Raw genomic sequence first — 24,157 nt, 5'->3', positions numbered from 1 at the left:
GACCGTGCTGCGCCAGATGCAGCAGAATATGGGCCCGGCCGGTCCCGGCGGCGCGATTCCGGGCAGCGCGATCCCAGGCGGCCCACCGCCGCGCTGACCCGTCTGCTCTGTCGGGATCAGCGTCACGGTTCTCCGTTTTGCGGAGGAAACGACGCGACAGGACGAGAGAGCACCGCGTCCGCGCTGTAATCCTTTTCGATCCGGCTCGTCACGACGCGAACGGGCGAGCATTGTGCGGCGGAGCATCAGCCAGCGCCTATTCTTTCCCAGTCACGATTATAGAGCGTTGTAGCTCGGCTACCGTCCATGATCGTACCCGGTGGTATGCTCGATGCTTAAGCGAGCGGGGGCTCGCTTAAGCATCGATGAGGTTCGCGGGCGTACCGGGTCCTGCAAGGGAACGACCTGTCGTCGAGCCATCGTGCAGGTTAGCGCGGATCCCGGCCGTTCTGCCGATAGCATCGTTAAGGCTGAGCACATCGCGAGGAAGGCTCGCGAGCGGTCGTCGTACCGTGTGCGATCCGTCCGCTACGCTTGCCGGATAGGGGCCTAGCGAACGCCATCGGCGTTCCGGCGAGAACGAACCCTCTTCTGACCTCACGATGTCGTCGAAGATGATGCGCGAGGCATGACGTCATGCGCTCGACAACATCGCCTGAGCTGGCGAGATCAACGCTGGCGACCGGTCATCCAACGTGCGCGATCGTACCCGGCCCGTGGTGGGTTGGAAGTCGACCCAGCGCCGACCACCATCGCGGCACAAAAGAAAAGGACCCCCGCCTTGCGGCGGAGGTCCCCAGTTCAAGCCGACTTACCGTCGACCATGATCGATTAGAACTGCGGCGTACCAGCCGCGATCAGGATGTCGGAGCTGGCGAGGTCGTTGCCCGCACCAATATTCGCGATCGCTAGGGCAGTACCTGGGGTATTCAAACCATCGGCGTAAAACGTCACCTGACCAGTTGCCGGATCATATGCGATAATGGCCGAGTTGCCCGCCGGAACCGACTGGCTCAGGTTGACGAACCGGTTGCCGTCCAGGAAGCCGTCGTTGTTGGCGTCGAGGACGCCACCTTGAAACTGCGAGCTGAGCAGCAGCAGCGAGTCGCCGGTAGCCGAGCTGAAGTCACGGATAACGTCGGCGTTGGCGTTGCCAGCATTGTCGAAGTAGAAACGATCGCCGCGACCGAAGCCGATCAGGGTGTCGTTGCCGGCTCCGCCGCCGATCACGTTCACGCCATTGCTGCCGATGACGGTGTTGTTGCCGTTATCGCCGAGCAGCGTGACCGCCACCGTGCTGCCCTGGTCGGCAGCCGAGAGTACTTCGATGTTGCCGTTAGTGGCAGTACCGGTATCGGTCGGACGACCGCCCGGGAGAGTAGCCGCAAAGTTGAACGCCGCGTTGGCATTCTGCAGCAGGCTGAAGCTGTTGTTCGTGAAGACGATGTCGTTACCGCCATCGGTGCCTTCAAGAACAATGTCGGAGGTGCTGAACACGCGATACGTGTCATCACCGCTCAGGCCTGCGAGCGTATCGGCGACTGCGACGCCGCCTACGACATCACCGTTCGCCGCAGCCGAACCCAGGATCGTGTTCGCGCCGTTGTTGCCCGTGATGAGCTGGGCGAACTGGTTGCCGACCAAGTAGATGGCGTCGGTCTGAGTGGCCCGGGCAGACAGAGCCACGAAGTCGCCGTTCGCGTTTTGAGCCGCATACGGACCCGCACGGAGCACTTCGATTTCGGCGATGTTCGAGTTGGTGCCGGTCGTGGTGCCGGAGCTCAATGCATATCCGCCCGTGGTACCCGTAAACAGAACCGTGTCGGTGCCTTCACCCACCAGGTCGTTGGTGATGTCGGTCAGGCTGTCGACCGTGTAGGTGTCGTTCCCGGTAGCGCCGCGCAGGGTGTCGGCACCACCGCCGCCGATCAGGCTGTCATTGCCGGCAGCGCCGACGATCACCTGGTTCAGCTCGTTGCCGACAAGGGTGCCGACATTCGCGCCGACCACCGAGATCGACTCGACGCCCGCTCCGGCGCTCAGGACGAAGCGCGTGAATGCGCCCGCGCCCGGAGCCTGGAAGGTCACCTGAACATCGTCGGTGCCGCCATTCTGCGCTTCCTGGACCGTGATGTTGGCGTTGCTGATCAGATAGGTGTCGTTACCGCCGAGACCGATCAGGTTGTCCGAACCGCCACCGCCGTTCAGGATATTAACGCCGTTGTTGCCGACGATGTTCTGAGCGAACGAGTTGCCCGTCAGATTGATCGCCTCGACCCCGGCGTTTTCGGCCGTCGACAAGACTTCGATCTGCTGGACGGTCGCGACGTCGGTGAAAACGCCGTTCAGCGAACCGGCGGCGACCGCCTCGTTCGCCGGAGTAGCCGGATCGTCCGCCACACCTGCGGCGAACGCGGCAGCGACGCGGGTATCGTTCGCGGCCAGGTCGTAGGACACCGACGTGAAGATCGTGTCGAAACCGCCCGTATCGCCCGCGCTGCCGGCTACCGACGAACCTTCGACCACCGTGTCGGTCGTGTTGTACACGCGGTACGTATCGGTGCCGCCCAATCCGACCAGCGTGTCGATGCCCGCCGTCGTGGATGCCGCACCGAGGATCGTGTTGGCCCCGTTATCGCCGATGATCAGCTGGCCGCCGGCATCGCCGACGAGAAAGCTGTTGTTTGTCGTCGCCGTGCTAGCGGTCAGGATCGAGACGCCCGGCGTCGTGGTACGACCGGCAAGCTCGAGGCTCTCGACGTTGGCGAGGTCCGCAACGCCGCCCGTGGCCGTGCCCGAGGTCAACGCATAAGACGTCGACGAGATGACGCGGTCGTTACCAGCGCCGCCTGCCACGCGCGCACCCGACTGCACCGCGACGACATCGTCGCCATCGCCCGCGTTGATCTGGTCGGCACCGCCGGCACCGTCAATCGTGTCCGCGCCGGTTGACCCGATGACGGTCTGCGCGAGGGCGTTGCCCGTGAAGCTACCCGGGGTGCCGAGCAGACCAACGGTTTCGATCGAAGAACCCGCCGCAAGAGAGAACGCCTCGAAGCCGGCCGCGAACGTGACGTTCACGCGATCAGTGCCGCCGTCAGCCGCCTCCTGGACGGTCTGGTTCGCACGGTTGATGTTGTAGACGTCATTGCCGCCCAGGCCGACGAGGGTCTGAGCCTGTGTTCCAGCACCGCTGGTGAACGTATTGACGCCGTTATTGCCGGCCAATGTGCGCGTCTGCGTGCCGCCGGTCAGGTTGAAGGCGTCGGTGCCCGAGCCGTCGCGCGCCGCGATCGCCTCGACATTGGCGTAAGTGCCACCAGCGACCGTGGCGGTGCCGCCGAACGAGCCGTTGAAGCTGGGCACATCGACAAACACGGTGTCGCTGCCCTGATCCGCGCTCTCGTTGACCACGTCGCCGATCTGGCCGACGACGTACGTGTCGTCGCCATCGTCGCCCTGCATCGTGTCGTTGCCGTTGCCGCCGTTGATCGTGTCGTTGCCGCCGAAGCCGCGGATGAAGTCCGCTTCGTTTCCGCCCTGCAGCGCCTCGCTGGCGCCGGTACCTTCGATAGTAGCCATTAAATGCTCCCTTTAGAATTCAAGAGATTACGCGTTGCCCGGAAGGGCGAACGCTTGCTGCCGTTGCAAGAAGCCGGCGGTGGCATTTAGCCCCCGATCCACCGACTGTTCCGGTTCGAACCCGCGGCTTCGCCGCGTTGGTCAAGCTCCTCCCTCTCGAATTGGCGACCGACGCGTAACCGACCCCGAAAGGCAAGGCAAGTGCTTGAGAGGCAAGTACGCATCGTCAAAGCCCCATCGGGGTAACGCCCCTAACAAATGGTTAACGCCGCACTCGGCGTACGGGCGAGCCGCATCCTTTTAAGGGCGTGTCCAAGCAGGAGGGATAGTATGCGTTCGTTCCAAGTTGCCGCTAACCCCACCATCCCTGCCTATCTGCCAGGGCCGTTGCTGGCGTGCGGCTATAATCTGTAGACATGACGTTAGCGCCCCTCGCGTTGCAAGAATGTCGCACTCGCTTACGGCCCGTCGCACTCGGCGCAAACGAGGCGGCTTGAGGGTTGGCAACCATCTTTCACCGTGCAATAGCGCCATTTCTCCTCGGTGATGCCGAGAGGTTTTCTGGGTGCCAGAGCTCATGAAAAGGGAGTGTGAGTTATGAAGATGTTTAGGAAGATCGCGACTGCCGCCATCGCGCTGTCGATGGCCGGGACGTCCGTCGTGGCGTCGGCCACCGAGGCCGACAAGCTGTCGGTCGCACCGGCGACCCGCGCGGCGTCCACTTCGACCGAGGCTAACGAAGCCGTGGGTGGCGGCGTGCTGATCGCGATCCTCGCCGCAGCCGCCGTAATTGCCGGCATCGTCATCGTCGCCGACTCCGACGACGATCCCGACAGCCCGTAAGCAGCCGCCGGTTTTATCGGAGTGTTGGAAGCGCCCCTAGAGATAGGGGCGCTTTTTTCGTTTTCACGCCGGCGGTTCGGGCGGCGAAGCCGGGCGCCGGAGGAAAGGCGCGATCCTGCCGCCGCCGAGATCGAACCGGCGGAGACGCTTGAACCGTGACGAACGCATATACGTACGGTCGCGACAAGCGTCCGCCCCCACGCAGGCGTACGGTGTCCTGGCCATTCATCGCATTCTGCGCGTTTCTGGCGCTGATCGCGCTGGCGGGCGGCTCTTCGCGTGCCGACTCGTTCTCACAGATCATAGTGAGGCTCGGATCGATCTCGTTCGTCGCGGCCCTGATCCTCCTGCGGCCCGGCTTTTCAGCCCGGGGCTCGCGACCAGCCCTGCTCCTGCTTGCGGTGATGGCATTGCTGATCGGGGCGCATCTCGTGCCGTTGCCGCCGGCGACTTGGACCGGGTTGCCCGGGCGGGGGCTGTATGCGTCGATCGACGCGACTCCGCCGTGGCGGCCGTTGAATTTGGCTCCCGACCGGGGATGGAACGCGCTCCTCGCGCTCATCCCGCCGCTATCCGCGGTCCTCGGGCTATGTTGCCTGTCGCGTGAGGAGCGGGAAAGATTGATCGTTCCCGTCCTGTTGGTGGTCGGCGCGAGCGCGATCCTCGGCGTGGCGCAGCTGTCGGGCGGCGCGCCGGCGGTGTTCCAGCGTTACGCGACGAACGCCCCGATGGCCGCGGCCGGGCTGTTCGCGAACCGCAATCACGGCGCGCTTCTGCTGGCGCTCGGGCTGCCGCTGCTCGCCTATTGGGCGCTGAAAGGTCGACGCTCCGACCAGGGCGGCGGCCAGCGCGGCGCGGTCGGCTTTGGAGCCGGCGCGCTGCTCGTCCTCGCGATCCCGTCGACCGGGTCCCGAACAGGCCTGCTCGTAGGCGGTCTGGCGCTGCTCATGGTGATCGCGCTGAGCGCCCGCACCGTCGTCCAGGCGCTCGCGAAGCTGTCGCGACGGACGAGGATGCTCGCTCTGACGGGCGGCGCCGCGGCCATAGTCTCCTTGCTTGTCGTCGCGCTCACCTTCGACCAGGCGGTTTCGGTGCAGCGGTTTGTCCTACGGGACATCGCGGACGACCCGCGCGGGCGTACCCTTCCGACGTTGCGGATGATGGCCGAGCAGTTCTTTCCCGCTGGCGTGGGCTTCGGATCGTTCGAGTACACCTATCGTCGATTCCAGCCGTTCGAGCTTCTGGGTTTCACCTATCTCAACCAGGCGCATAACGACCTGCTTCAGATCGTGATCGAGGCCGGCGCGCCGGGAGCCGGACTGCTCATCGCCGCGGTCGCGTGGTGGGGATGGCGCACGGTCGTGTTGTGGCGAGTGTCCGCCTCGGTGCCGTATGTGCGTTTGGGGCGGATCGCGTCCGGCCTGCTCCTGCTCGTGACGATCGCAAGCCTGGTCGACTATCCCGTCCGAACGCCCTTGTTCATGGTGCTGCTGGCGATCTTCGCGTCCTGGCTGACGCTCTACGATCCGCGTCTGCGCAGGTGACCCTCGCTTGCATGCGCAAGATCGCTGCCTTACGCGAACTTTACCGAATTAGCCGGTCCCGTTATGGTTCCGGCCGATTGGTTAATCCCGGTGGGTGTTCTCTTGTTATGCGTTTCAGCAACCGCGTCCTTACGGGCGTCATTCTTCTCATGGGTGCCTTGTCGGCCTGTTCGTCCGGTCCGCGAGTGGTGAGCACCCCCGACCTGGACGTGGTCCGCATGGAGGCGCTGCCGATCCCGACCCGGCCCGACCTCGTCGCCGCCGATCGCGGCAGCTACATCGGTCCGCTCGATACGATCGCGGTCGACGTCTTCAACGTGGCCGAACTCTCCCGCGAGCTGCGCGTCGATTCCAGCGGTCGTATCTCCATGCCGCTAGTCGGTGAGATGGACGTCCGCGCCAAGACGGCCAACGAGGTGGCGCGCGAGATCGAGACGGCGTTGGGGCGCTATGTCCGCCAGCCTCAAGTGACGGTAAACGTCCGCATCTCGGTCAGTCAGGTCGTGACGGTGGACGGATCGGTCAACGAGCCGGGTCTCTATCCGGTCACCAACCAGACGACCCTCGTTCGCGCCATCGCTTCGGCCAAGGGGCTGGCCGAATTCGGCGAGAGCAACGACGTGGTCATCCTGCGCACCGTCAACAGCCGCAGGGTCGCAGGGCTATATAATCTGGATGCGATCCGTCGCGGGGCGTACCAGGATCCGGCGATCTATGCGAACGACCTGGTGATCGTCGGCGACTCGAAGGAGCGCCGCTTGTTCCGCGATTTCATCGCCATAGCGCCGCTCCTCACCGCGCCGCTGATCATCGCGCTGCAGTAGTGATAGGCTGAACAGACCCATGAACCAGGCACAAAATCCTCGGCAGTTCGCCGGCGGAAGCGTCGCATTGCTACCGGCCGACGCGTTCGGCGGCGTGCAGGAGGAGCAGCCCTCGCTCGTCCGCCAGTACACGCGCATCATCTGGCGCTGGCGCAAGGTCATCATCGGCGCGGTCGCGCTCGCGCTGCTGGTGGGCGTGATCGTGACGATGCTGATGACGCGGCAATATACTGCGCAGACCACGATCGAGATCGCACGCGAGGGAGACGCCATCGTCAACATCCAGGGCGTGCAGCGCGAATCCGGGGACTCCGACCAGGAATTCTATCAGACGCAGTATGGTCTGTTGAAGGCTCGCTCGCTGGCGGAACGCGTCGCGGCACAGCTTCGCCTGACGGACGACCGCGCCTTCTTCCAGATGTTCGACGCGGACCCGAGCAACGTGTTGTTCACGCCCGAGGGTCGCGCCGTCCCCGCCAACCGCGCGGTGCGCCAACGCATCGCCGGCGCCCTCCTGCTCGACAATCTCGACGTCTCGCCGCTTCGCTCGTCGCGGTTGATCGACCTGTCCTTCACCAGCCCCGATCCGGCGTTGTCGGCCAAGGTCGCCAACGCCTGGTCCGTGAACTTCATCCAAGCGACCCTGGAGCGTCGCTACGACGCGACGTCGTACGCCAGGAAGTTTCTCGAGAGCCGCATCGGCCAACTCCGCAACCGGCTGGAAGTGTCGGAGCGCCAGCTCGTGAACTACGCGTCCCAGCAGCGCATCCTGAGCCTGGGCACGGAGTCCAATTCCAACACCATCCTCGCGACCAACCTCGAAACGCTCAATCTCGAGCTGCTGAAAGCGACGGGCGAGCGCATCCAGGCGCAGGCGCGTACCGAGGAAACGCGTGGCCGTAGCGGAGAGACGACCGAGGCGTTGACGAACGGAACGTTGAACTCGCTCCGCAGCCGGCGTGCCGAGCTCGCGGCGAACTACCAGAAGCTGCTGCTCCAGTTTCGTCCGGAATACCCGTCGGCGCGCGCGCTCGCGACGGAGCTCGCGGGCATCGATCGAAGCATCGCCGGCGAGGAGCGGCGCATCGGCGGTACGCTGGAGGGAGTCTATCGCGGCGCGGTCCAGCGCGAGCAGGCGCTTCGCACGCAGGTCGAGGGCTTGACCGACGACGTGCTCGACTTGCGCCGCCGCAGCATCCAGTACAACATCCTGCAACGCGAGGTGGACACGAACCGCCTGCTCTATAACGCGCTGCTGCAACGGTACCGCGAGGTCGGCATCGCCGGCGGGGTGGGCGTGAACAACGTGGCGGTGGTCGACGGTGCCGACGTGCCCGCTCGTCCGTCGAGCCCGCGCCTGGTGCTCAACATGGTGCTGGCGCTGCTCGCAGGCTCGGCGCTGGGGGCGATGCTCGCCTTTTACCTCGAGCAGACGCACGAATCGATCGACGACGCGGGTGAGGTCCAGCGGAGCTTGGGCTTCCCGTTGCTCGGCACCGTGCCCAAGCTCGTCGACACTCTTCCGGTCGATGCGCTTCAGGACCGGAAGTCGCCCCTGGTCGATGCGTATTTCGCGGTGCAGACGAGCCTTCAGTTCTCCACCGAGAGCGGAGTGCCGCGATCGTTCGCCGTCACCAGCACGCGTCCGGCCGAAGGAAAGTCGACCACGGCGTTGGCGTTGGCGACGTTGCTCGCGCGGTCGAAGCGCAAGGTCGTGCTGGTCGATGGCGATCTTCGCTCTCCCTCGGTGCATTCTCTGATCGGCACCGGGCATGAGAAGGGGGTCAGCAACTACCTGACCGGGACCGACGAGCTCGGCTCGCTCATCGTCCGCGTCGATCGCTTCGATTTCGATGCGATCACCGCCGGGCCGATTCCGCCGAACGCGGCCGAACTTCTGGCCGGGACGCGTCTGCCGCAGCTGATCGAGACCCTGCTCGAGGTCTATGATCATGTCGTGATCGACGCTCCGCCGGTGCTCGGCCTGGCCGATGCCCCGTTGATCGGCACCCGCGTCGAGGCGGTGGTGTTCGCCGTGGAGTCGCATGGCATCCGCGCCAGCCTGGTACGGACGGCGCTGGGTCGCCTGGCCGCGGCCAATGCGCGCATCATCGGCGTGGTGCTGACCAAGTTCGAGTCCAAACGCGCGAACGTCCAGTATGATTATGGATACGATTACGGCGAGCGCGGCAGGGCCCGCAAGCGCGCCTGACCGCGGTCGCGAGCCGGTGTACCGGGACCTGATCGCACGCGGGCTGTTGCTTGCGGGACTGCTGGCGCTCGGCCTGTTCACCCTCCGGGTGACGGCCGGCAACGTCTTCGCAAATCGCAATCCTGCGCTGGCGATGCGGTTCTCGCCCGATAACGCCAGGGCTTTGGGGAAAAGCGCCCGCACCTTGGTGCTGACCAAGCAGACACCCGACGCGCTCGCCGAGACGACGCGGCTCGCCAGACGCGCGCTCGCCCGCAATCCGGCGGAAATCGACGCGGTCGTCGCGCTGGGCGTTACGTACGATCTCGCCGGTCGAACGCGCGACGCCGCTCGGCTCTTCGAATATTCGGAGCGGCTGTCGCGCCGCGATCTGGCGACGCAGCTTTGGCTGATCGAAGCGGCCGTGCGACGCGACGACGTCCCCGGAGTGCTCCGACATTACGACACGGCGCTGCGCACGTCGCGCGCGGCACCCTCGATCCTGTTTCCGATCCTCGTCCAGGCGGTGACCGGGACCGACATGATCGATCCTTTGTCGGCGGTGCTCGCGCGCAGGCCGATCTGGTCGTATCAATACATCCAGCAGCTCGCCCAAACCGGGCAGGATTTCGACGCGATGGACGCCCTCTACAAGGCGCTGCATCGGCGGGGAGGCCTTGTGCCGGAGGAGACGATCGCGTCCGCCTCCGCGCGCATGGTCGAGGCGCGCCGGTTCGACCTGGCCTGGTCGCTTTATACGACCTTCAACCCGGGCGCGGGGCGGGGAGGGGTCCGGGATGGCGCGTTCCGGCGGATCCGCACGGCGCCGACGCCGTTCGACTGGACCTTGTCGGACGTGCCCGCGCTCAGTCTTGGGGCGGTCGAGGACGAAGGCGGCATGCTGCGCTTCTCCACAACATCGGGAGCCGGCGGACTGGCGGCGCGACAGCTTCTGCTGCTCACGCGGGGGCCGCACCGGCTGAGCGCCAAGGCTTACGACGTGGTCGCGGGCGACGCCGAGCGGCCTGAGCTGCGCGTGACGTGCGCCGGTTCGGCCGAGCCGCTCGCGCGTGCGCCGATCGGTGCGGCCGACCTCCGCGGCTCGGTCGTCGGGGCGGCATTCGAAGTGCCTGGCGGCTGCCCGGCGCAGTGGCTCGAGCTGCATGTTCCCGCCGCGGACGGACCGACGCCCGTCTCCGGCGGCATCGGCCGGATCGCTGTCCGCTAGTCGGTGGTCGCCGGCGGTCGATCGCCACCGCCGACGTCGCTGATCAGGAACCATCGGTCCGCACCCTCCAGTCCGACGGCCGCGAGCCGGCCCGTCGCGTAAGCGCCGAGATCGATGCCGATCCGATTGGCTTGGATATCGATCTCGGGGGTCACAGTATGTCCGTGAACGACGAAATGCCCGAAATCGTGCCGAAAGCGGAGAAATTCGTCGCGAATCCACCGCATGTCGCCGGGTTTCTGCTTGGTCAGTTCGACCCCTGGCCGGACGCCGGCATGCACGAACAGATAGTCCCCCGACACATGATGCGTGGCCGCCCGGTCGAGGAATTCGGTATGCGGCGTCGGCACGTGCTCGTCGATCAGCGCAGGCAGGTCGGCGAGCGAGCAATGATCGTACATCTCCGCCGATACGCCGTAGCTGAGCAGCGTATCACGGCCACCGACGCGATCGAAGGTCGACAGCGAACCGCGATCTCCCTTCGCAGAACGGAGCAACAGCTCCTCGTGATTACCCATCAGGAACAGGCATTCGGTGCCCGAGCCCTCCAAGGCCATCAGCCGTTCGACGACCGCTCGAGAGTTAGGCCCGCGGTCAATGTAGTCGCCCAGGAAGATCAGCGTGGTGCGCATCTCGCCCCGACCGTCCTGGTCGGCGGCGATCCGACCGAGGAGATCGTCGAGGCAGTCGAGGCGCCCATGCACGTCGCCGATCGCGTAGATGCGCTCCCCCGGTGCCGTATGCGGCGATGCGCCGCCACGCGCTTTTCGGAACAGTTTGCTTAACACCGCTGTCGATTGCTCTTGATGGTAGGACGCCGGATAAGGGGCTCGAGCGCGACCGTCCGGTCTCGGGCTCTCGCGAGCCGCGCGGCCTGCGCCGATTGCGTGGGGAGATGCAAGCGCTTAAGCGCTCCGGGGCGCAGGGAAACAGCCGACGACGTGCGGTCGTGGACGGGCACTTCGCTTATCCACGCTCACGATCGGTCAGGATCGATGGAAATTTTATACCGAAATGGTGACCGTCGGGATTCAGCGCTCGCCGTGGCATCGGCTGCGCACGCAGTTGAGCGGATGCCTGCTGCTGGGCGCGCTGCTACCCTACCTCCTGCGCGTGGCCACCCTGTCCACCCTGGAGGTGATCGGCCCGGTCCAGGAAACGTCGGCGGGCGCGGTGGTCGCGATCCTGTTCGGCGTCTGGCTGCTGCGGAACGTGAGCCCCTATCCCGGGGTCGAGGCGGGCGGCTTCATCCTGCCCGCCATGTCGTTGTCCTACGCAATTTTGCTGGTCGTGTTCCTGCTCGCCCGCTTCGATTATAGCCGCATTACCCTGCTGCTGGGCTTCCTCGGCAGCCTCGCCTGGCTCTTCTTCAGCCATTACCGCGCGCAGCGCGAGCAGCAGTTGCGGATCGGCCTTCTTCCCTTCGGCAGCGCGAACAGCCGACCGGAGGTGGCGGGGGTCACGTGGGTGTCGCTGGGGTCGCCCGACATCGACGTTTCCGGGCTGAACGCGGTCGCGGCCGATCTGCGGGTCGATCTGCCCGAGGCCTGGGAGCGCCGGCTCGCCGAGTTCGCGCTGAACGGGATGCCGGTGCTGCACATCAAGCACCTGTTCGAGTCTCTGTCCGGTAGGGTCGAGCTGGAGCACCTGTCGGAGAATAATTTCGGTTCGCTGGCGCCGGTATCAGCCTGGATGACGTTGAAGCACGTGATCGATTGGGTGGCGGCCCTTGTGTTCGGATTGCTGCTGCTTCCCGCCCTGCTTGTCGTAGCGCTGGCCGTACGGCTCAGTTCGCCCGGGCCGGTCCTGTTCCGGCAGACGCGCATCGGCTACCGTGGGAAGCCCTTCACCGTCTATAAATTCCGGACGATGACGGTCTGCGCGGAGCCGGTCGACGCGCGCTCGGCGGCGATCACGCGCGCCGCCGACGCGCGCGTCACGCGGTTCGGCCGTTTCCTTCGCCGCTCACGCATCGACGAGCTGCCCCAGATGATCAACGTGCTGCGCGGGGAGATGAGCTGGATCGGTCCGCGACCCGAAGCGGAAGTGCTGTCGCGCTGGTATCAGTCGGAAATCCCGTTCTACCTGTATCGGCACATCGTCCGACCCGGCATCGCCGGCTGGGCGCAGGTGGTCCAGGGACATGTGGCGGACGTCGACGAGGTACGGAGCAAGCTCCATTACGACTTCTACTATATCAAGAACTACTCGCCCTGGATCGATCTCCTGATCGTCGCCAAGACGATCCGGACGATGCTGACCGGGTTCGGGGCGCGCTAGCCCGACGCGAGCAGCCAATCGTGCGTCCGGCGCAACCCGTCGGTCCACGCCGTGCGCGGACGCCAGCCGATCTCCCGCGCAGCCCGCGTGATGTCCAGCGTGTTGGCGGGCGTGTCCGCCGCGCGCGCTGGCTCGTAGCCGACCGGTACCTGCCGGCCCAGCATCGCGCCGACATCGTCGATCACGCTCCGTAGCGTCCTTCCCACCCCCGAACCGATGTTCAACGGACCCGCAACGTCCGGCGTAACGGCAGCGGCGACCATCGCGCGGACCGCGTCCTCGATGAACAGGAAGTCGCGAACGGCGTTCCCGTCGCCCCAGATCCGCATCGGCTGCCCCGTTATGGCGGCGTGCATCAGCTTGGCGATGAACCCCTGCCCACGGTGCGGGCTCTGGTGCGGGCCGAACGGGTTGGCGACGCGCAAGGTCACCACATCCAATCCGTAGAGATGCCGGAACAGGATGCAGAACTTCTCGGCGGCGATCTTGCCGACGCCGTAGGCGGACACGGGATCGGTCGGCGCGTCCTCGCCGATCGGCAGCGGCAGGTTGGGGCGATAGACCGTGCCCCCCGACGACAGGAACACGAGCTTGCCCACCTCGGCGTCGCGGCACGCCTCCAGCACCCCGATATTGGCCGGGATGCCGACCCGCGCCTCCTCGCCAGGATCGCGGTTCGACCCGCCGGGATCCGCCATCCCGAGCAGGTGGAACACGACATCGGCACCGCGCACGGCTTGCGCGACGGCCGACCGATCACCGTGCTCGCCCACGATCCAACCGTCAGGGGCTGCCCCGAGCCGCGGCGGGTGACCGAATCCGATCACGTCCGCTCTCGCGTCCGCAAGCGCGCCTCGCAGGTTCGTGCCGATGAAGCCGCCACCACCCAAAACGACGCAGCGACGGCCGGCGATCTCGGTACTCAGGACTTCAGCTCCATCAACGCCGCGACCGTAGCCAAAAGGCGGGCTCGGAACGTCTCGGGCGAGAAATGCGCGTCGAAGGTCCCGCGCGCCGCCGCCCCGATCGCGGCGGCGTCGGGCGCGCGGGCCAGCGCGGCGCGGAGCAGGTCGGCCACCCCATCGACGCTCGTCGCCTCGGCCGCCAGCGAGTCCACCCCCGGCGTGAGCCAGACGACCGTTCCCACGCTCGGCGCGAGCAGCAGCATCCGGCCGGCGGCGAGCGCGTCCAGCGACACGAGCGGCAACGTATCCTCCCGAGACGGCACGAGGACGGCGTCGGCGCGGAGCAGGGCGTCGGCATAGCCCGCCCGGTCCAACTCGCCGCCATGGACGACGCCGAGCGCCCTCGCCTGGGCGAGCACCCCTGCGGCGAACGTCCGGTCTAGGGTGCGGCCGTAGAGCGTCAACACGATCGATCGCCGCTCGGCGGGCGAGAGCGACGCATAGGCCTGCACGGCAAGGTCTTGCCCCTTCCGCGGCTCGACCGACGCGAAGACAGATATGCGAAGCGGGCTGCGGGCGGGCTCCACCGGCGGAGGACCGAGCGGCACGACCCCATACGGCACCACTTCGACATCGGGACGATGGGCAACGAACTGTTGCGCGCAGAGCGGACTGCCAGCCCACACGCGCGACACTCCGACGAGCACGCTGCGCAACGCATTATCGGCGAAACGGCTCTTGAGCAGCCCCACCTCGTGCAGATACCACAGCGTCGGGAGCGACCGCGTCAGCGCCTCCGCGACTCCCGCAGTGTCGACGGTGTTGCAGATCGCGGCGCTCGCCCCGTCCGCGAGCTGCAGCAGCCAGCCGGGACCTTCACCAAGCTTGAGGTCCACCAGCACCGGCAGGCCCGCCGCCCGCAAGTCGCGGGCGAGCGGCCCGTCGACCGACGATACCACGACCGGCGTATAACCGGCGTCCCGCACGATCCTCGCCATCTCGCCCACGAGGAAGGGCGCGCCGCTTCTGCTCAGGTCGTTGGTCGCGAGCAGGATAGTGCGCCCACCCGCTTGAGCGAGCGCGCGGAGCTCGGCCCGGCGGAACGCCCGGTGGCCGTATCCCGCGATCCGGCCCGGCAGCCTGGGCAGCAGCCGATCGCGCACCAGGGCGACCAACGGGCTTCCGCTCGCGGCCAGATCGATGGACGGGTGCATGCGCGGGTCCTCTGGCAGAACCTCCCGGGCATGGGAAGGACCGACGGAAGGCTTGCCGCCGGTCGGGTCCGCGCCTACGGCGACCGACCAAGTGGCGGGACGTGGAAGCCTTAGCAGCGCAAGGCGGGACCTAATCTGATGTCGGTCCGCAAGGCGTTCATGTGGTCGGCCACGGGACAGGTCCTATCCTTCCTCGCCGGCTTCGGCGCGACGGTCGCGCTCGCCCGCATCCTTTCGCCGCGCGATACGGGCGTCTACGCCGCCGGGCTGGCGGTGCTGGGCATGCTGCAGGCCGTGTCGGCCTTCGGCGTCGGCAGCTTCATCATGCGGGACGAGGCGGTGACGCGGGCGACGCTGGCGACCGCTTTCACGGTCAATCTGGCCATCTGCGTCCTCTTGTCGACGCTGGTGTTCGCCGGGAGCTACTCGTCCTGGGTCACGGCGGGCGAGCCGATGGTCGGGCAGGTGATGCGGCTGCTGGCGGTCGTGCCGCTGCTTTATGCGATCGAGTTCACGCCCGCGATCATGCTCCAGCGCGAGATGCGGTTCGGCGTTATCTCGGTGGTCACGGTGGCGCGAGTGGTCGTGGGAGCCGTGGTCGGCATCCTCGCGGCGCTGGCGGGCGCACGGGCGCTCAGCGCGGCTTACGGCGGCATCGCGGGCGCCCTGGTCGGCGCGGTCGGCTTCGCCGCCGCGGCCAGGCACCACGTCCATATCCGGCTGTCGGTCCAGGGCTGGCGGCCCCTGGTCTCGTTCGGCTTCAAGACCCTCATGGTGGGCGGCGTCTCCGCGCTGGCGATGCGGTTGTCGGAGATCATCCTGAGCCGGATGCTCGGCTTCGCCGCGCTCGGCGTCTTCTCGCGCGCGTCGACCCTGTCGAACACGGTCTTCCAGAACCTTTACGGCGCCGCCGCACGGGTCCTTTTCGCCAAGCTGGCGGACGATCACCGCGCCGGAGCCGGGCTGAAACGGGGTTACCTGCAGGGTTTGGACGTCATCCTGGCGCTGATGTGGCCCCTGCTGGCGGGGATCGCCGTGCTGGCCGCGCCTGCCGTCGACCTCCTGTTCGGTCCGCGCTGGTCGGCGGCGGCCACCCCGCTGACGCTGTTGGCGATAGCCCAGGCGATCGGGTTGTCGTTCGCGATGAACCATGAACTGTTCGTGCTCCGCGACGAGGTCGGGCGGCAGGGGCGGCTCGAACTCGTCCGGTCGGTCGTGGGGCTGGCCGCGTTCGTCTACGGCTGCACGTTCGGCCTGACCGGCGCGGCGCTGGGGCGTGTCGCGGATACGGTGGTGGGGGCGATCCTCTATGTGCCGCTGCTGTCGTCGTTGTCGGGCGCGGGCAGGCGGGAACTGGCGACCGTCTATGCGCGGGCGCTAGCGCTCACCGCCGCCGCCGTCGCGCCGGCCGTCGCCGTCATGACGCATGCGCGGTGGGAAGCGCGGGCGTCCGCGCCGGCGCTCGGCGTCGCCGTCCTGATCGGCGGGATGCTGTGGCTCTGCCTGCTGCGGCTGCTCGGGCACCCGCTGTTCGCGGACGTGGCGCGCGCGGCGGCCCGCTTCCGGCCTCGCTACGCCGCCGCCGCCGATCTATCGACACCGCCCCTGTGACTTTCTAGGGGCGCGGGATGGGGATCGAGGTTCAAACCGTCAAATTGCTGCTGCTGGCCCGCCGGCTCGGCGTCGACTTCACCTCCACGCTGACGATCGGCCGACAGGACGTGCTGGCCACGCCCGATCAGGCCGCGAGCGTCTTCGCGCGCTTCGGCGAGAAGATCACCGATCACGAGGCGCGGACCATGTCGGGGAAGGATGACCCGTTCAGCGACGCGCTGTTCAGGAAACTCGGCGCGCGGTCGGTCGATGCGATGGACATATCCGACTTCGAGGGCGCGACGCTGATCCACGACCTGAACCGGCCGCTCCCGCCCGACCAGTCCCGGCGTTTCTCGCTGGTGTTCGACGGCGGCACGCTGGAGCACGTCTTCGCCAACACCACCGCGCTGGCCACCTATATGTCGCTCGTCGAGGTCGGCGGGCACCTGATCGTCGCCGTTCCCGCGAATAATGAGATGGGGCACGGCTTCGTGCAGTTCAGCCCGGAATATTTCTTCCGCACGCTGACCGCGGCCAACGGGTACCGGATCGAGGGGCTGTTCCTCGCGCCAATGTTCGTCGATGCGGACTGGCTGCTCGCGCGCGACCCGGCGAGCGTGGGCGCGCGTGTAGGCCATAACGGCGCGACGCGCTCGACCTACATCTTCGTGGTCGCGCAGCGGTTCGCGGCTGAACCCATCTTCGCCACTTCGCCGCAACAAAGCGACTACGCCGCCGACTGGGCTCGACTAGCTGACAGGGCGGGGCAGGGGCACGGGGGCAAGCCGGGGCTGAAGGCGCGTGTCGCCTCCAAACTTCCTCGCAAACTCGTCGACGCGCTGGTCGGTATCCGCAAGATAACCGCGCGTCCCGATCCGCGCCACCTCGCCCCGTTCACGCCCGAACGGGCCGAGCCGTCGCTCGCCGGTCGTCAACCGGAATAGCCCGCGGCCCGAAGCCCCGCGGCCACCTCGTCTTGGCGGTGCAGGTGGGCGAGCTTGCCGCCCAGGAGCGAGCGTTTGAGGAAGGGAAAGCCCGCGCGCAGCAACGGAAGCGCCAATTGCAACGTGGGATCCTCCACGGCGGGCGTGTCCGCGTAGAGGAACGATCCCACCGACATCGTGCGGATCGCCGTGCGGGCCAGCTGGGTCTCCTGATTGATGACGACGCGGCGCAACTCGTCGAACGCGTGGTCGGGCATCAGGATGCCGCGTAGGCTCGCGATCCGCGCCGGCGTGACGTCGCGCAGCACGAACGCGTAGCTCTGGATGTGGTTTTCCAGGCTCGACGTCGCGGTGAACCCCGTCAGCGCCCATCGCGCCTCGGCCAGCCAGGCCCCCACGTCGCCGAACGGGCCGAACACAGAGTCGTTGAGCACGAACGCGTCGCTTCCGGGCGCGAACTCGGCGAGCGCGAGCAATCCGGCCGTGTATCCGGAAAAATCGAACCCGGGCAGCGCCTTCCACACGAGCGCGTCGGACGCCGCCCTCAGATCGTCGGGCACGGACGCAGGGTCGGGGGCGGCGCAGACGACGAGCAGCCGGCGATCCAGCGCGCGCAGTCGGGCCAGGGTGTCGCGGTGCGCGGCCGCGAGCTCGCCGCCGGGCAGGAAAGCGAAATACAACGTCCAGGGGCCCGATCCCGTCGGGCGTGTCAGGACGCGGTGCGCTGGCGCCGGAATGCGGCGGAACAGGCGGTCGCGGATCCGGAACACGCGCGTGCTCAGCGGCGCGGCGCTCGGCCGGAACGTCCGATTCCGCTCGAGCATGGATAGGGCTGGATCGGCGGTGAGGAGCATCGGGTCGGTCTACTAATGCGGGGCCCATCATTGTCGAGCCGGTCGACGGTTGGTCGGAACCGTCTGGAAAGCGCCGCCGAGTCCGGGCATAGGGCCCGTCATGGAACAATCGGGCGCGGTCGCGGACGACCGGCCGGGCGACGCCGCGCCGGGCGCCCAGGTCGACATCATCATCGTCAATTGGAATTCGGGCACCTTGTTGGCGAACTGCCTCGGCTCGGTGGCGGCGCACGGCGGCGCGGCGGTCGGGCGGACGCTGGTGGTCGACAACGGCTCGGCCGACGGGTCGGCGGACGTGGACGTGGCCGGACTCGACTGGACGCTGATCCGAACGGGCGCGAATCTCGGCTTCGGTCGCGCGTGCAATCTTGCGGCGAGGCAAGCGGAAGCGCCGTTCCTGCTGTTCTTCAATCCGGATGCGGAGCTGCGGCCCGGTACCCTCGACCAGGCGCTGCGGTTCATGCGCGATCCGGCGAACGCCCGGGTCGGCGTGGCCGGCATACGCCTCGTCGACGAGGACGGCCACGTTCATCGCCACTGCGCGCGCTTCCCGACCTGGCGCAATTTCATCGGCAACAGCCTGGGCCTGACCCGGCTCCTCAAACGTCGCTTTCCGTCCATGCTCATGCTCGACTGGGATCACGGGGAGAGCCGCCCGGTCGACCACGTGATGGGCGCGTTCTACCTGATCCGACGCGACCTGTTCGAACGCGTCGGCGGTTTCGACAACGATTATTTCGTGTATCTGGAGGACCTCGACCTGTCCCGCCGCGTGTACGACGCTGGTTACGGCATCCAATATCTCGTGGAGCCGGAAGCCTATCACAAGCAGGGGGGCACCTCGGAGAAGGTCAAGGCGCACCGCCTCTTCTATGCGATGAACAGCAACATGATCTATGCCTGGAAGCACCTGTCCAGACCGTCGGCCCTCGGCGTCGTGGGCACGACGCTGCTCATCGAGCCCGTGTCGCGCACGGTCCGCGCGCTTCTGAGACGGTCGCCCGAGGAATTGTGGTTCACCTGGCGGGGGTTCGGTATGGTGTACCGCGACCTGCCGACCACGCTGCGGACCCTGCGCGGCGCGCGCGGGCGCGCGGCCGGCGGGGTGACGCGGTGAACCGGGCCGCCTCCATCCAGCTGCCGGCGACGATCCCGCAGCGGCCCGACCTCGCCGCACCGTTCGCCCAAGGCGCGATCCTGCTGACGCTCGCGGTCTGCGTCGTGGTGCCGCACTCCTTCCAGCTCGTAAACGGTGCGCTCCTTGCGACGAGCTTCCTCCTGTCGCTGCTGGTCGTCCGCAAATCGGATTGGCTGCAGAAGCTGATGACCACCTACCTGCTGGGCGTCGCGATCACGGCCTTCTACATCTGGCTCGGGACTGTCCACCGCGCGCCCAGGCCCGCATCGACCCAGACCATCATCGTCTACATCCTCTCGCCGTTCATGTGGCTGATGATTGGCACGGTGCTGTACCAGCAGTTCGGCCTGGAGCGGGTGGTGCGCATCCTGATATGGCTGACCTGGGGCGCGATCGCCTCCGTCGCGGCGTTCTTCTACCTGTTCCTGGCGTTCGGCGTCGAGGCGGTGCGCTTCCTGAACGCGAACGCCAACGTGAACGTCACCGAGGGCTTCGCGGGCGCCAACATCATCGTCTACGGTTCGCTGATCTTCCTGACGGGCGCGGTGTTCGCGCAACCCACGATCATCCGCAACCGCATCGCGCGCGTCGTGCTTCCCGGCCTATTGATCGTATGTGCGCTAACTTCCGGGCGTTCGGCGCTGATCCTTTCGGTCCCGATCGGCCTTTTGGTCGGCACGGTGCTTCGAAGCAGGGTCGATGATCCCGAGAGCAAGGAAAGCGGCATCAAGGCGCTGCTGCCCACCTTCGCGCTCGGCTTCGTCGCGTTGCTGGTGTTGCTGATCGTCGATTTCTTCGTCGACAGTTTCGACCTGCTCGTCATCTTTTGGATCTTCTACGACGAATTGACGAGCGGCGGCGGGTCCGAGCGGACCGAACAGATCGGGGCGCTTTGGGAGGGTGTCCAAAACTCCTGGGGGTTGGGCGTCGGTCACGGGATCGGCGTCCGCTATCTCCGCAGCGCCGAGTTTCCGTGGCGTTACGAGGTCATCCCGATGGCGACGCTCTTGCGTGTCGGCTTCATCGGCACCCTCGTCTACCTATCCACCTTCATCGTCTACGCGCTCGAGTTCGGGCGGCGAAGCAGCGCGCGCTCGCTGCGCGCAGAGGACGTGTATATGTTCGGGGGCTTCGTCCCCGTCGCCCTGGCGGTGTTCACCAACCCCTATATCGAGTCGTACGTCTTCCAATGGATGTATTTCCTGCCCGTGCTGGCGCTGGGCGCGCAGGCCGGGCAGGCCGGGTCAGCTCCGGCGCGCTAGGAAGCACATCGAGGGGCCGGCGACCGCATCGGGCTCCGCAAACGCGGTCTCGACGGCGAAGCCGCGCCGCCGGAAGAAGTCGAGAACCTCGTCCTGGTCGAGCCAGATCGAGCGCGACATGGTGCCGCCGCAGAACTCGCTCTTGCCTTCCGAACCGCGGTAGCTGCGGACGTGATAGGTCATCGTGTCGTCGCCGATCGTCCGCTTCGTTACCTCCCCGGTCATCGGCCGCCAGCGTCGATCGCCCACCGGCATCGCCGCGCGGTCGACGAAATGGCTCCACACGAAGATCCGGTCGGACAGTTTTACCATATCGAGCAACGTCTGGAGTGGGTCCGCCATATGGTACAGGATCCCGCTCGCCATCAGCAGGTCGAACCGGCGATCGGTCTGCGCTAGGAACGCATCGAAATCGCCGAGCTCGAAATGCGCGTGGTCGAGCTTCAGGAGAGCTTTGACGACCAGGCAGCGAAGATAGGCCGACTTGTTCGCCTCGATCGCCACCACGGATGCGACGCCGGCCTCGCCCAGCATCGCGGTATGCCCGCCCTCCAGCGGACCGAGCTCGAGCACGCTCCATCCCTCGACGCTGCCGAGACGCTCGATCAACCATCGTATCCGCGCATCGTCGAACAACCCTGCGGTGCCGCTCGTCACGCCGTCGATCGGCAGTTTGGACGCCCAGTCGCCCGCGAAGATGTCGACGGCCTGCTGCGGCGACGGCGCATGGTGGACGAAGGAGTCGTTGGCTCGCCAACCGGCTTCGCCACGGAGCCGGTCGCCGTTCACCAGACGTCTGACATGATCGAACGCGGCGCGGGCTGGGTTCAAGGCGATGCTCCGAGTGGGACTGTGATCGAAGCAGCCGGCTTTAGTCGTCGCCGCCGGCAACTCAATCCGTCTCGGGAATTATGGGATCGGCGGCGGCGAGCCGGTCGATCCACGCGATCTGCCTTGGCAGGCAGACGCGTCGGAGATCGTAGCGATCGTCGATGAGCGCGCGCCCGTTCGCGGCGAGCCGTCTCCGCATGTCGGCGTCGGCCAGCAACTCGCACGCCCGGTCCGCCAGCGCGGCCGGATCGAAGAACGGAAACAGCGCCCCCGTCTCGCCGTCGGCGACGACCTCGCGCACGGGGGCGGTGTCGCTGGCGAGGATCGGCACGCCGGTGGCCATCGCCTCCATCAGGCTCCAGGACAGCACGAAGGGGTAGGTGAGGTATACGTGCAGCGCCGACACCCGCAGCAGCGACAGGAAGGTCGGATACGGGATCGAGCCCAGGAAGTGTACGCGCGAGCGGTCCACGCGGTCGGCTACTTCGCCCAAGAAGATCTCCCGCCAGCTGCCGGTCGGGGCCGCCGCACCGTAGCTGACGCCGTCGCCGCCGACGATCACCACGCGCGCGCCTGGCCGTCGCCGCAACAGCTCGGGCAGCGCGCGCATGAAAATGTGGTATCCGCGATACGGCTCCAGATTGCGGGCGACGAAGGTGATCACTTCGTCGCCCGCCTTCAACTCGACGCCGGCGACCCGCATGCGCGTCGATGCGTCGGGGCGCACTTCGCTCGTGTCAATCCCGTCGAATACGACGTCGATCAGATGCTGGAACCGCTTGGGGTAGGTTCCCGCCTGGAAACGGGTGGGCGATATCGCGGCGGTCGCTACCTCCAGATTCAGCCGCTGCGTCAGATTGCGCAGCCGGAAGCGGCATACGGCCTCCAGCGGATCGCTCGCACCGCCGAACTCGGGGTCGAAATCGAGGTCGCCGCCCTCTGACCGGTAGAAATACTCGCAATATACGCCCAGCCGCGCCTCGGGCCACACCTGCTTCAGGAATAGCGTATCGCCCCAGCCCGGATGAGCGACGATCACGTCCGGCTGAAAACCTTCGGCGCGCAGCTTGACCGCGGTCTGCAGCGTCGCCTCGGCGCGGATCACCTTGGTTTCGAAGTCTCGCGCCCAGGGGTGGGTGGCGCTGGTGCCGTGGCGGCTCGCGCTGCGAAGTACGGGGAAGGGCGAGCCGGCGGGCGGCTCATTCATGGTCAGCGCCGCCACCTCGTCGCCGCGCGCGTGGAGCGCGGGGGCGAGATGCTTGTATTGGGCGGGGAAGTTCTGGTGGGTGAACAGGACGCGCATGGCTGGCGATCACTCTCGGGCGAAAGCGCGCCGTTTACCCTCGATACTCACGGGGACGCCACCCTAAGCGACACGCGGACCGGGGGTGCGGCGATCTCCATGCGCTGCGGCCCGATCACGGCGGTCTTGGCATCGATGGTCGCGTCCTTGAACGCGACTACCGCCTGCGTCATCCGCCCGGCCGGACTGGCGAAACGGCTATCCCTCATCGTCAGCCGAGTCATGCGTCCGCTCACGAAGGCGAGCGCGATGCCGAACCGGCGGTCGGCGAGCCCGCAATCCACGAACTCGTTCCCGTCGAGCGTCAACCGGTCGCACTCGCGCACCCACAGCGCATATCCGATCGGTCGGAGCCCGACGCGCGTGAACCGGTTCTTCGAGAGCGTGACCACCGCGTTCCAGGCGAGGTTGCCGATCTCGGCATGCTGATCGCAATCGCTGATGACGTTGCCGGTGAGCGCGATGCCTCGCATCCCGTTCAGGACGAAAGGCGTCCGGCAGCGGCGGACGGTGTTGCCGCTGAAGGTCGCCGCGTAGCCCCGTGTCGACGTGATCGCGCGGTCGCCGCCATAGCCGTAGGTCAACCAGCCGCCATGGCGGTCCTCGATCACGTTGTCCGTCACCGTGAAGTCGCGCTGCGCCGCGCGCACCTTGGTGTTTTCACGCAAGTTGAGGCAGACCGCGAACCCGCCCCCGCCGCGAAAAAGGTTACCGCGGATCGTCACGTTCCGGATGATCGCGAAGCCGTCGTCGTTGGGTTCGAAGTCGATCGGTCCGGGCATCTGCAAACCGGTCGCCGGATTGAAGGGGTCGCCCTTGTTGATCGTGCCGTCGCCCGGGCGCGAGCAGTTCAGGAACCGGCTGCGCTCGATCACCAGTCCGTCGCAGTCGATCACGGAGACCGCGTTGCGGTTGTTCGAGTTCACGCCGTCGAACACGCAGTCGGCGACCGTCACGTTCACATTGTGACGCTCCTGGCCCAGCACCAGCCCGGAGCCCAGATGCAGCCCGTCCCCGCGAAAGCCCCGAAAGCCGACGCGGTCGAAGCGGACGTCCGTGACGCCGTTCAACATGACCAGATAGCTGAACTCGGAGAAACCCTGCTCCGTCACCTCGTCCTCGAAGGTGAGGTCGCGAAACGAGAAGCTGCGGCCGTTGCGGGCCGGATCGGCGGACCCGCTGTCGAAGAACAGCACGAACGGAGCCGCCGTGGCATAGGACTTGGCCACGATCGTCCGGTCGATCCCGTCGCCGACCACCCGCACGCCCGGCGCGAGTCGATGTTCCGGCCCGTTGGCGATCAGGTAACGTCCGCCGCGCCCGCGTCCCTTTCCGGCAGGCAGATGCACCGTGCGCCCGGTCGCGACGGCTCGCCTGAACGCCTCCGAATCGTCGCGGTCGCCGGCGCGGCGGAAATCCGGCACGGACGCCCGCTCCCCCGCTACGTCTTCGCCGGCGGCGGCGCGCAAGGCCCAAGCGGCGGAAACGACGGCGGGGACGACGGCGACGGCTGCGAGAACGGTTCTGCGTTTCATCGGCCCGGCATAGCCGCGGAACGGGGGAACTGACTAGGCGCGAAACCCGGTCGGTGATAGCGGGCGTCCGCGCAGCCACGAGC

General features: G+C 66.9%; 18 protein-coding genes. 10 read left to right on the top strand and 8 right to left on the bottom strand.

Annotation, left to right across the window (positions count from 1 at the left end; genetic code table 11):
- Window positions 1–831: 831 nt before the first annotated feature.
- Window positions 832–3,582 carry a beta strand repeat-containing protein gene (locus ACFE7F_RS03720; RefSeq protein ID WP_375402496.1) on the bottom strand — a complete coding sequence of 917 codons (2,751 nt, stop codon included), beginning with the start codon at window positions 3,580–3,582 and terminating at the stop codon, window positions 832–834.
- A gap of 597 nt (window positions 3,583–4,179) precedes the next feature.
- Between ACFE7F_RS03720 and ACFE7F_RS03715 the strand changes: the two genes are divergently transcribed.
- From ACFE7F_RS03715 to ACFE7F_RS03695, 5 genes are all read left to right on the top strand, one after another.
- The gene (locus ACFE7F_RS03715) at window positions 4,180–4,425 is read left to right on the top strand and encodes a hypothetical protein (protein ID WP_375402495.1); all 246 of its coding nucleotides are present in this window, start codon (window positions 4,180–4,182) and stop codon (window positions 4,423–4,425) included.
- 212 nt (window positions 4,426–4,637) lie between these two features.
- Window positions 4,638–5,969, top strand: coding sequence for an O-antigen ligase family protein (locus tag ACFE7F_RS03710; RefSeq protein ID WP_375402494.1), 1,332 nt, complete (start codon window positions 4,638–4,640; stop codon window positions 5,967–5,969).
- A 188-nt stretch (window positions 5,970–6,157) separates the two neighbouring features.
- On the top strand, window positions 6,158–6,793 hold the full coding sequence (locus tag ACFE7F_RS03705; RefSeq protein ID WP_375402493.1) for a polysaccharide biosynthesis/export family protein: 636 nt from the start codon (window positions 6,158–6,160) through the stop codon (window positions 6,791–6,793).
- 19 nt (window positions 6,794–6,812) lie between these two features.
- A complete protein-coding gene (locus ACFE7F_RS03700) occupies window positions 6,813–9,005 on the top strand; it encodes a GumC family protein (protein WP_375402492.1) in 2,193 nt (730 codons plus the stop codon).
- Window positions 9,006–9,021: 16 nt separating this feature from the next.
- Window positions 9,022–10,212, top strand: coding sequence for a tetratricopeptide repeat protein (locus ACFE7F_RS03695; RefSeq protein ID WP_375402491.1), 1,191 nt, complete (start codon window positions 9,022–9,024; stop codon window positions 10,210–10,212).
- Here ACFE7F_RS03695 and ACFE7F_RS03690 read toward each other — a convergent pair.
- A complete protein-coding gene (locus ACFE7F_RS03690) occupies window positions 10,209–11,000 on the bottom strand; it encodes a metallophosphoesterase family protein (protein WP_375402490.1) in 792 nt (263 codons plus the stop codon). The genes ACFE7F_RS03695 and ACFE7F_RS03690 overlap by 4 nt on opposite strands.
- A 229-nt stretch (window positions 11,001–11,229) precedes the next feature.
- Between ACFE7F_RS03690 and ACFE7F_RS03685 the strand changes: the two genes are divergently transcribed.
- Window positions 11,230–12,492 carry a sugar transferase gene (locus tag ACFE7F_RS03685; RefSeq protein WP_375402489.1) on the top strand — a complete coding sequence of 421 codons (1,263 nt, stop codon included), beginning with the start codon at window positions 11,230–11,232 and terminating at the stop codon, window positions 12,490–12,492.
- On the opposite strand, the gene ACFE7F_RS03680 is transcribed toward ACFE7F_RS03685, so the two are convergent.
- Window positions 12,489–13,382: an NAD-dependent epimerase/dehydratase family protein gene (locus tag ACFE7F_RS03680; RefSeq protein WP_375402488.1), complete on the bottom strand. Its 894-nt coding sequence runs from the start codon at window positions 13,380–13,382 to the stop codon at window positions 12,489–12,491. The genes ACFE7F_RS03685 and ACFE7F_RS03680 overlap by 4 nt on opposite strands.
- Before the next feature lie 32 nt (window positions 13,383–13,414).
- Window positions 13,415–14,611, bottom strand: a complete 1,197-nt coding sequence (locus ACFE7F_RS03675) for a glycosyltransferase (RefSeq protein ID WP_375402487.1) — start codon at window positions 14,609–14,611, stop codon at window positions 13,415–13,417.
- A gap of 138 nt (window positions 14,612–14,749) precedes the next feature.
- Here ACFE7F_RS03675 and ACFE7F_RS03670 point away from each other — a divergent pair, with 138 nt between their 5' ends.
- Window positions 14,750–16,222, top strand: a complete 1,473-nt coding sequence (locus ACFE7F_RS03670; protein WP_375402486.1) for an oligosaccharide flippase family protein — start codon at window positions 14,750–14,752, stop codon at window positions 16,220–16,222.
- A 17-nt stretch (window positions 16,223–16,239) separates the two neighbouring features.
- Complete coding sequence (locus tag ACFE7F_RS03665; protein ID WP_375402485.1) at window positions 16,240–17,151, top strand: hypothetical protein; 912 nt, start codon at window positions 16,240–16,242, stop codon at window positions 17,149–17,151.
- On the opposite strand, the gene ACFE7F_RS03660 is transcribed toward ACFE7F_RS03665, so the two are convergent.
- Window positions 17,139–18,005 carry a hypothetical protein gene (locus ACFE7F_RS03660; RefSeq protein ID WP_375402484.1) on the bottom strand — a complete coding sequence of 289 codons (867 nt, stop codon included), beginning with the start codon at window positions 18,003–18,005 and terminating at the stop codon, window positions 17,139–17,141. The genes ACFE7F_RS03665 and ACFE7F_RS03660 overlap by 13 nt on opposite strands.
- 100 nt (window positions 18,006–18,105) lie before the next feature.
- Between ACFE7F_RS03660 and ACFE7F_RS03655 the strand changes: the two genes are divergently transcribed.
- Window positions 18,106–19,122 carry a glycosyltransferase family 2 protein gene (locus ACFE7F_RS03655; protein WP_375402483.1) on the top strand — a complete coding sequence of 339 codons (1,017 nt, stop codon included), beginning with the start codon at window positions 18,106–18,108 and terminating at the stop codon, window positions 19,120–19,122.
- Window positions 19,119–20,405: a hypothetical protein gene (locus ACFE7F_RS03650; protein ID WP_375402482.1), complete on the top strand. Its 1,287-nt coding sequence runs from the start codon at window positions 19,119–19,121 to the stop codon at window positions 20,403–20,405. Before ACFE7F_RS03655 ends, ACFE7F_RS03650 begins: the two co-directional genes overlap by 4 nt.
- Here the strand turns inward: ACFE7F_RS03650 and ACFE7F_RS03645 are convergent.
- From ACFE7F_RS03645 to ACFE7F_RS03635, 3 genes are all read right to left on the bottom strand, one after another.
- Window positions 20,388–21,236 (bottom strand): class I SAM-dependent methyltransferase, encoded by an 849-nt coding sequence (locus ACFE7F_RS03645; RefSeq protein WP_375402481.1) that lies wholly within the window; start codon window positions 21,234–21,236, stop codon window positions 20,388–20,390. The genes ACFE7F_RS03650 and ACFE7F_RS03645 overlap by 18 nt on opposite strands.
- 61 nt (window positions 21,237–21,297) lie before the next feature.
- On the bottom strand, window positions 21,298–22,539 hold the full coding sequence (locus ACFE7F_RS03640; RefSeq protein ID WP_375402480.1) for a glycosyltransferase: 1,242 nt from the start codon (window positions 22,537–22,539) through the stop codon (window positions 21,298–21,300).
- A 47-nt stretch (window positions 22,540–22,586) separates the two neighbouring features.
- A complete protein-coding gene (locus tag ACFE7F_RS03635) occupies window positions 22,587–24,074 on the bottom strand; it encodes a right-handed parallel beta-helix repeat-containing protein (RefSeq protein WP_375402479.1) in 1,488 nt (495 codons plus the stop codon).
- Window positions 24,075–24,157: the final 83 nt, after the last annotated feature.

Origin of the sequence: uncultured Sphingomonas sp., from assembly GCF_964235535.1 — a bacterium.
Classification (GTDB): Bacteria; Pseudomonadota; Alphaproteobacteria; order Sphingomonadales; family Sphingomonadaceae; genus Sphingomonas.
Note: the sequence above shows the minus strand (reverse complement) of the source record. Positions and strands in the feature narration are given on the sequence as shown.

What these genes read in the sequence shown, in the direction of transcription:
- ACFE7F_RS03720 (WP_375402496.1), bottom strand. Translation starts at nt 3,582, where the DNA reads ATGGCTACTATCGAAGGTACCGGCGCCAGCGAGGCGCTGCAGGGCGGA.
- ACFE7F_RS03715 (WP_375402495.1), top strand. Translation starts at nt 4,180, where the DNA reads ATGAAGATGTTTAGGAAGATCGCGACTGCCGCCATCGCGCTGTCGATG.
- ACFE7F_RS03700 (WP_375402492.1), top strand. Translation starts at nt 6,813, where the DNA reads ATGAACCAGGCACAAAATCCTCGGCAGTTCGCCGGCGGAAGCGTCGCA.
- ACFE7F_RS03675 (WP_375402487.1), bottom strand. Translation starts at nt 14,611, where the DNA reads ATGCACCCGTCCATCGATCTGGCCGCGAGCGGAAGCCCGTTGGTCGCC.
- ACFE7F_RS03670 (WP_375402486.1), top strand. Translation starts at nt 14,750, where the DNA reads ATGTCGGTCCGCAAGGCGTTCATGTGGTCGGCCACGGGACAGGTCCTA.
- ACFE7F_RS03665 (WP_375402485.1), top strand. Translation starts at nt 16,240, where the DNA reads ATGGGGATCGAGGTTCAAACCGTCAAATTGCTGCTGCTGGCCCGCCGG.
- ACFE7F_RS03660 (WP_375402484.1), bottom strand. Translation starts at nt 18,005, where the DNA reads ATGCTCCTCACCGCCGATCCAGCCCTATCCATGCTCGAGCGGAATCGG.
- ACFE7F_RS03655 (WP_375402483.1), top strand. Translation starts at nt 18,106, where the DNA reads ATGGAACAATCGGGCGCGGTCGCGGACGACCGGCCGGGCGACGCCGCG.
- ACFE7F_RS03640 (WP_375402480.1), bottom strand. Translation starts at nt 22,539, where the DNA reads ATGCGCGTCCTGTTCACCCACCAGAACTTCCCCGCCCAATACAAGCAT.
- ACFE7F_RS03635 (WP_375402479.1), bottom strand. Translation starts at nt 24,074, where the DNA reads ATGAAACGCAGAACCGTTCTCGCAGCCGTCGCCGTCGTCCCCGCCGTC.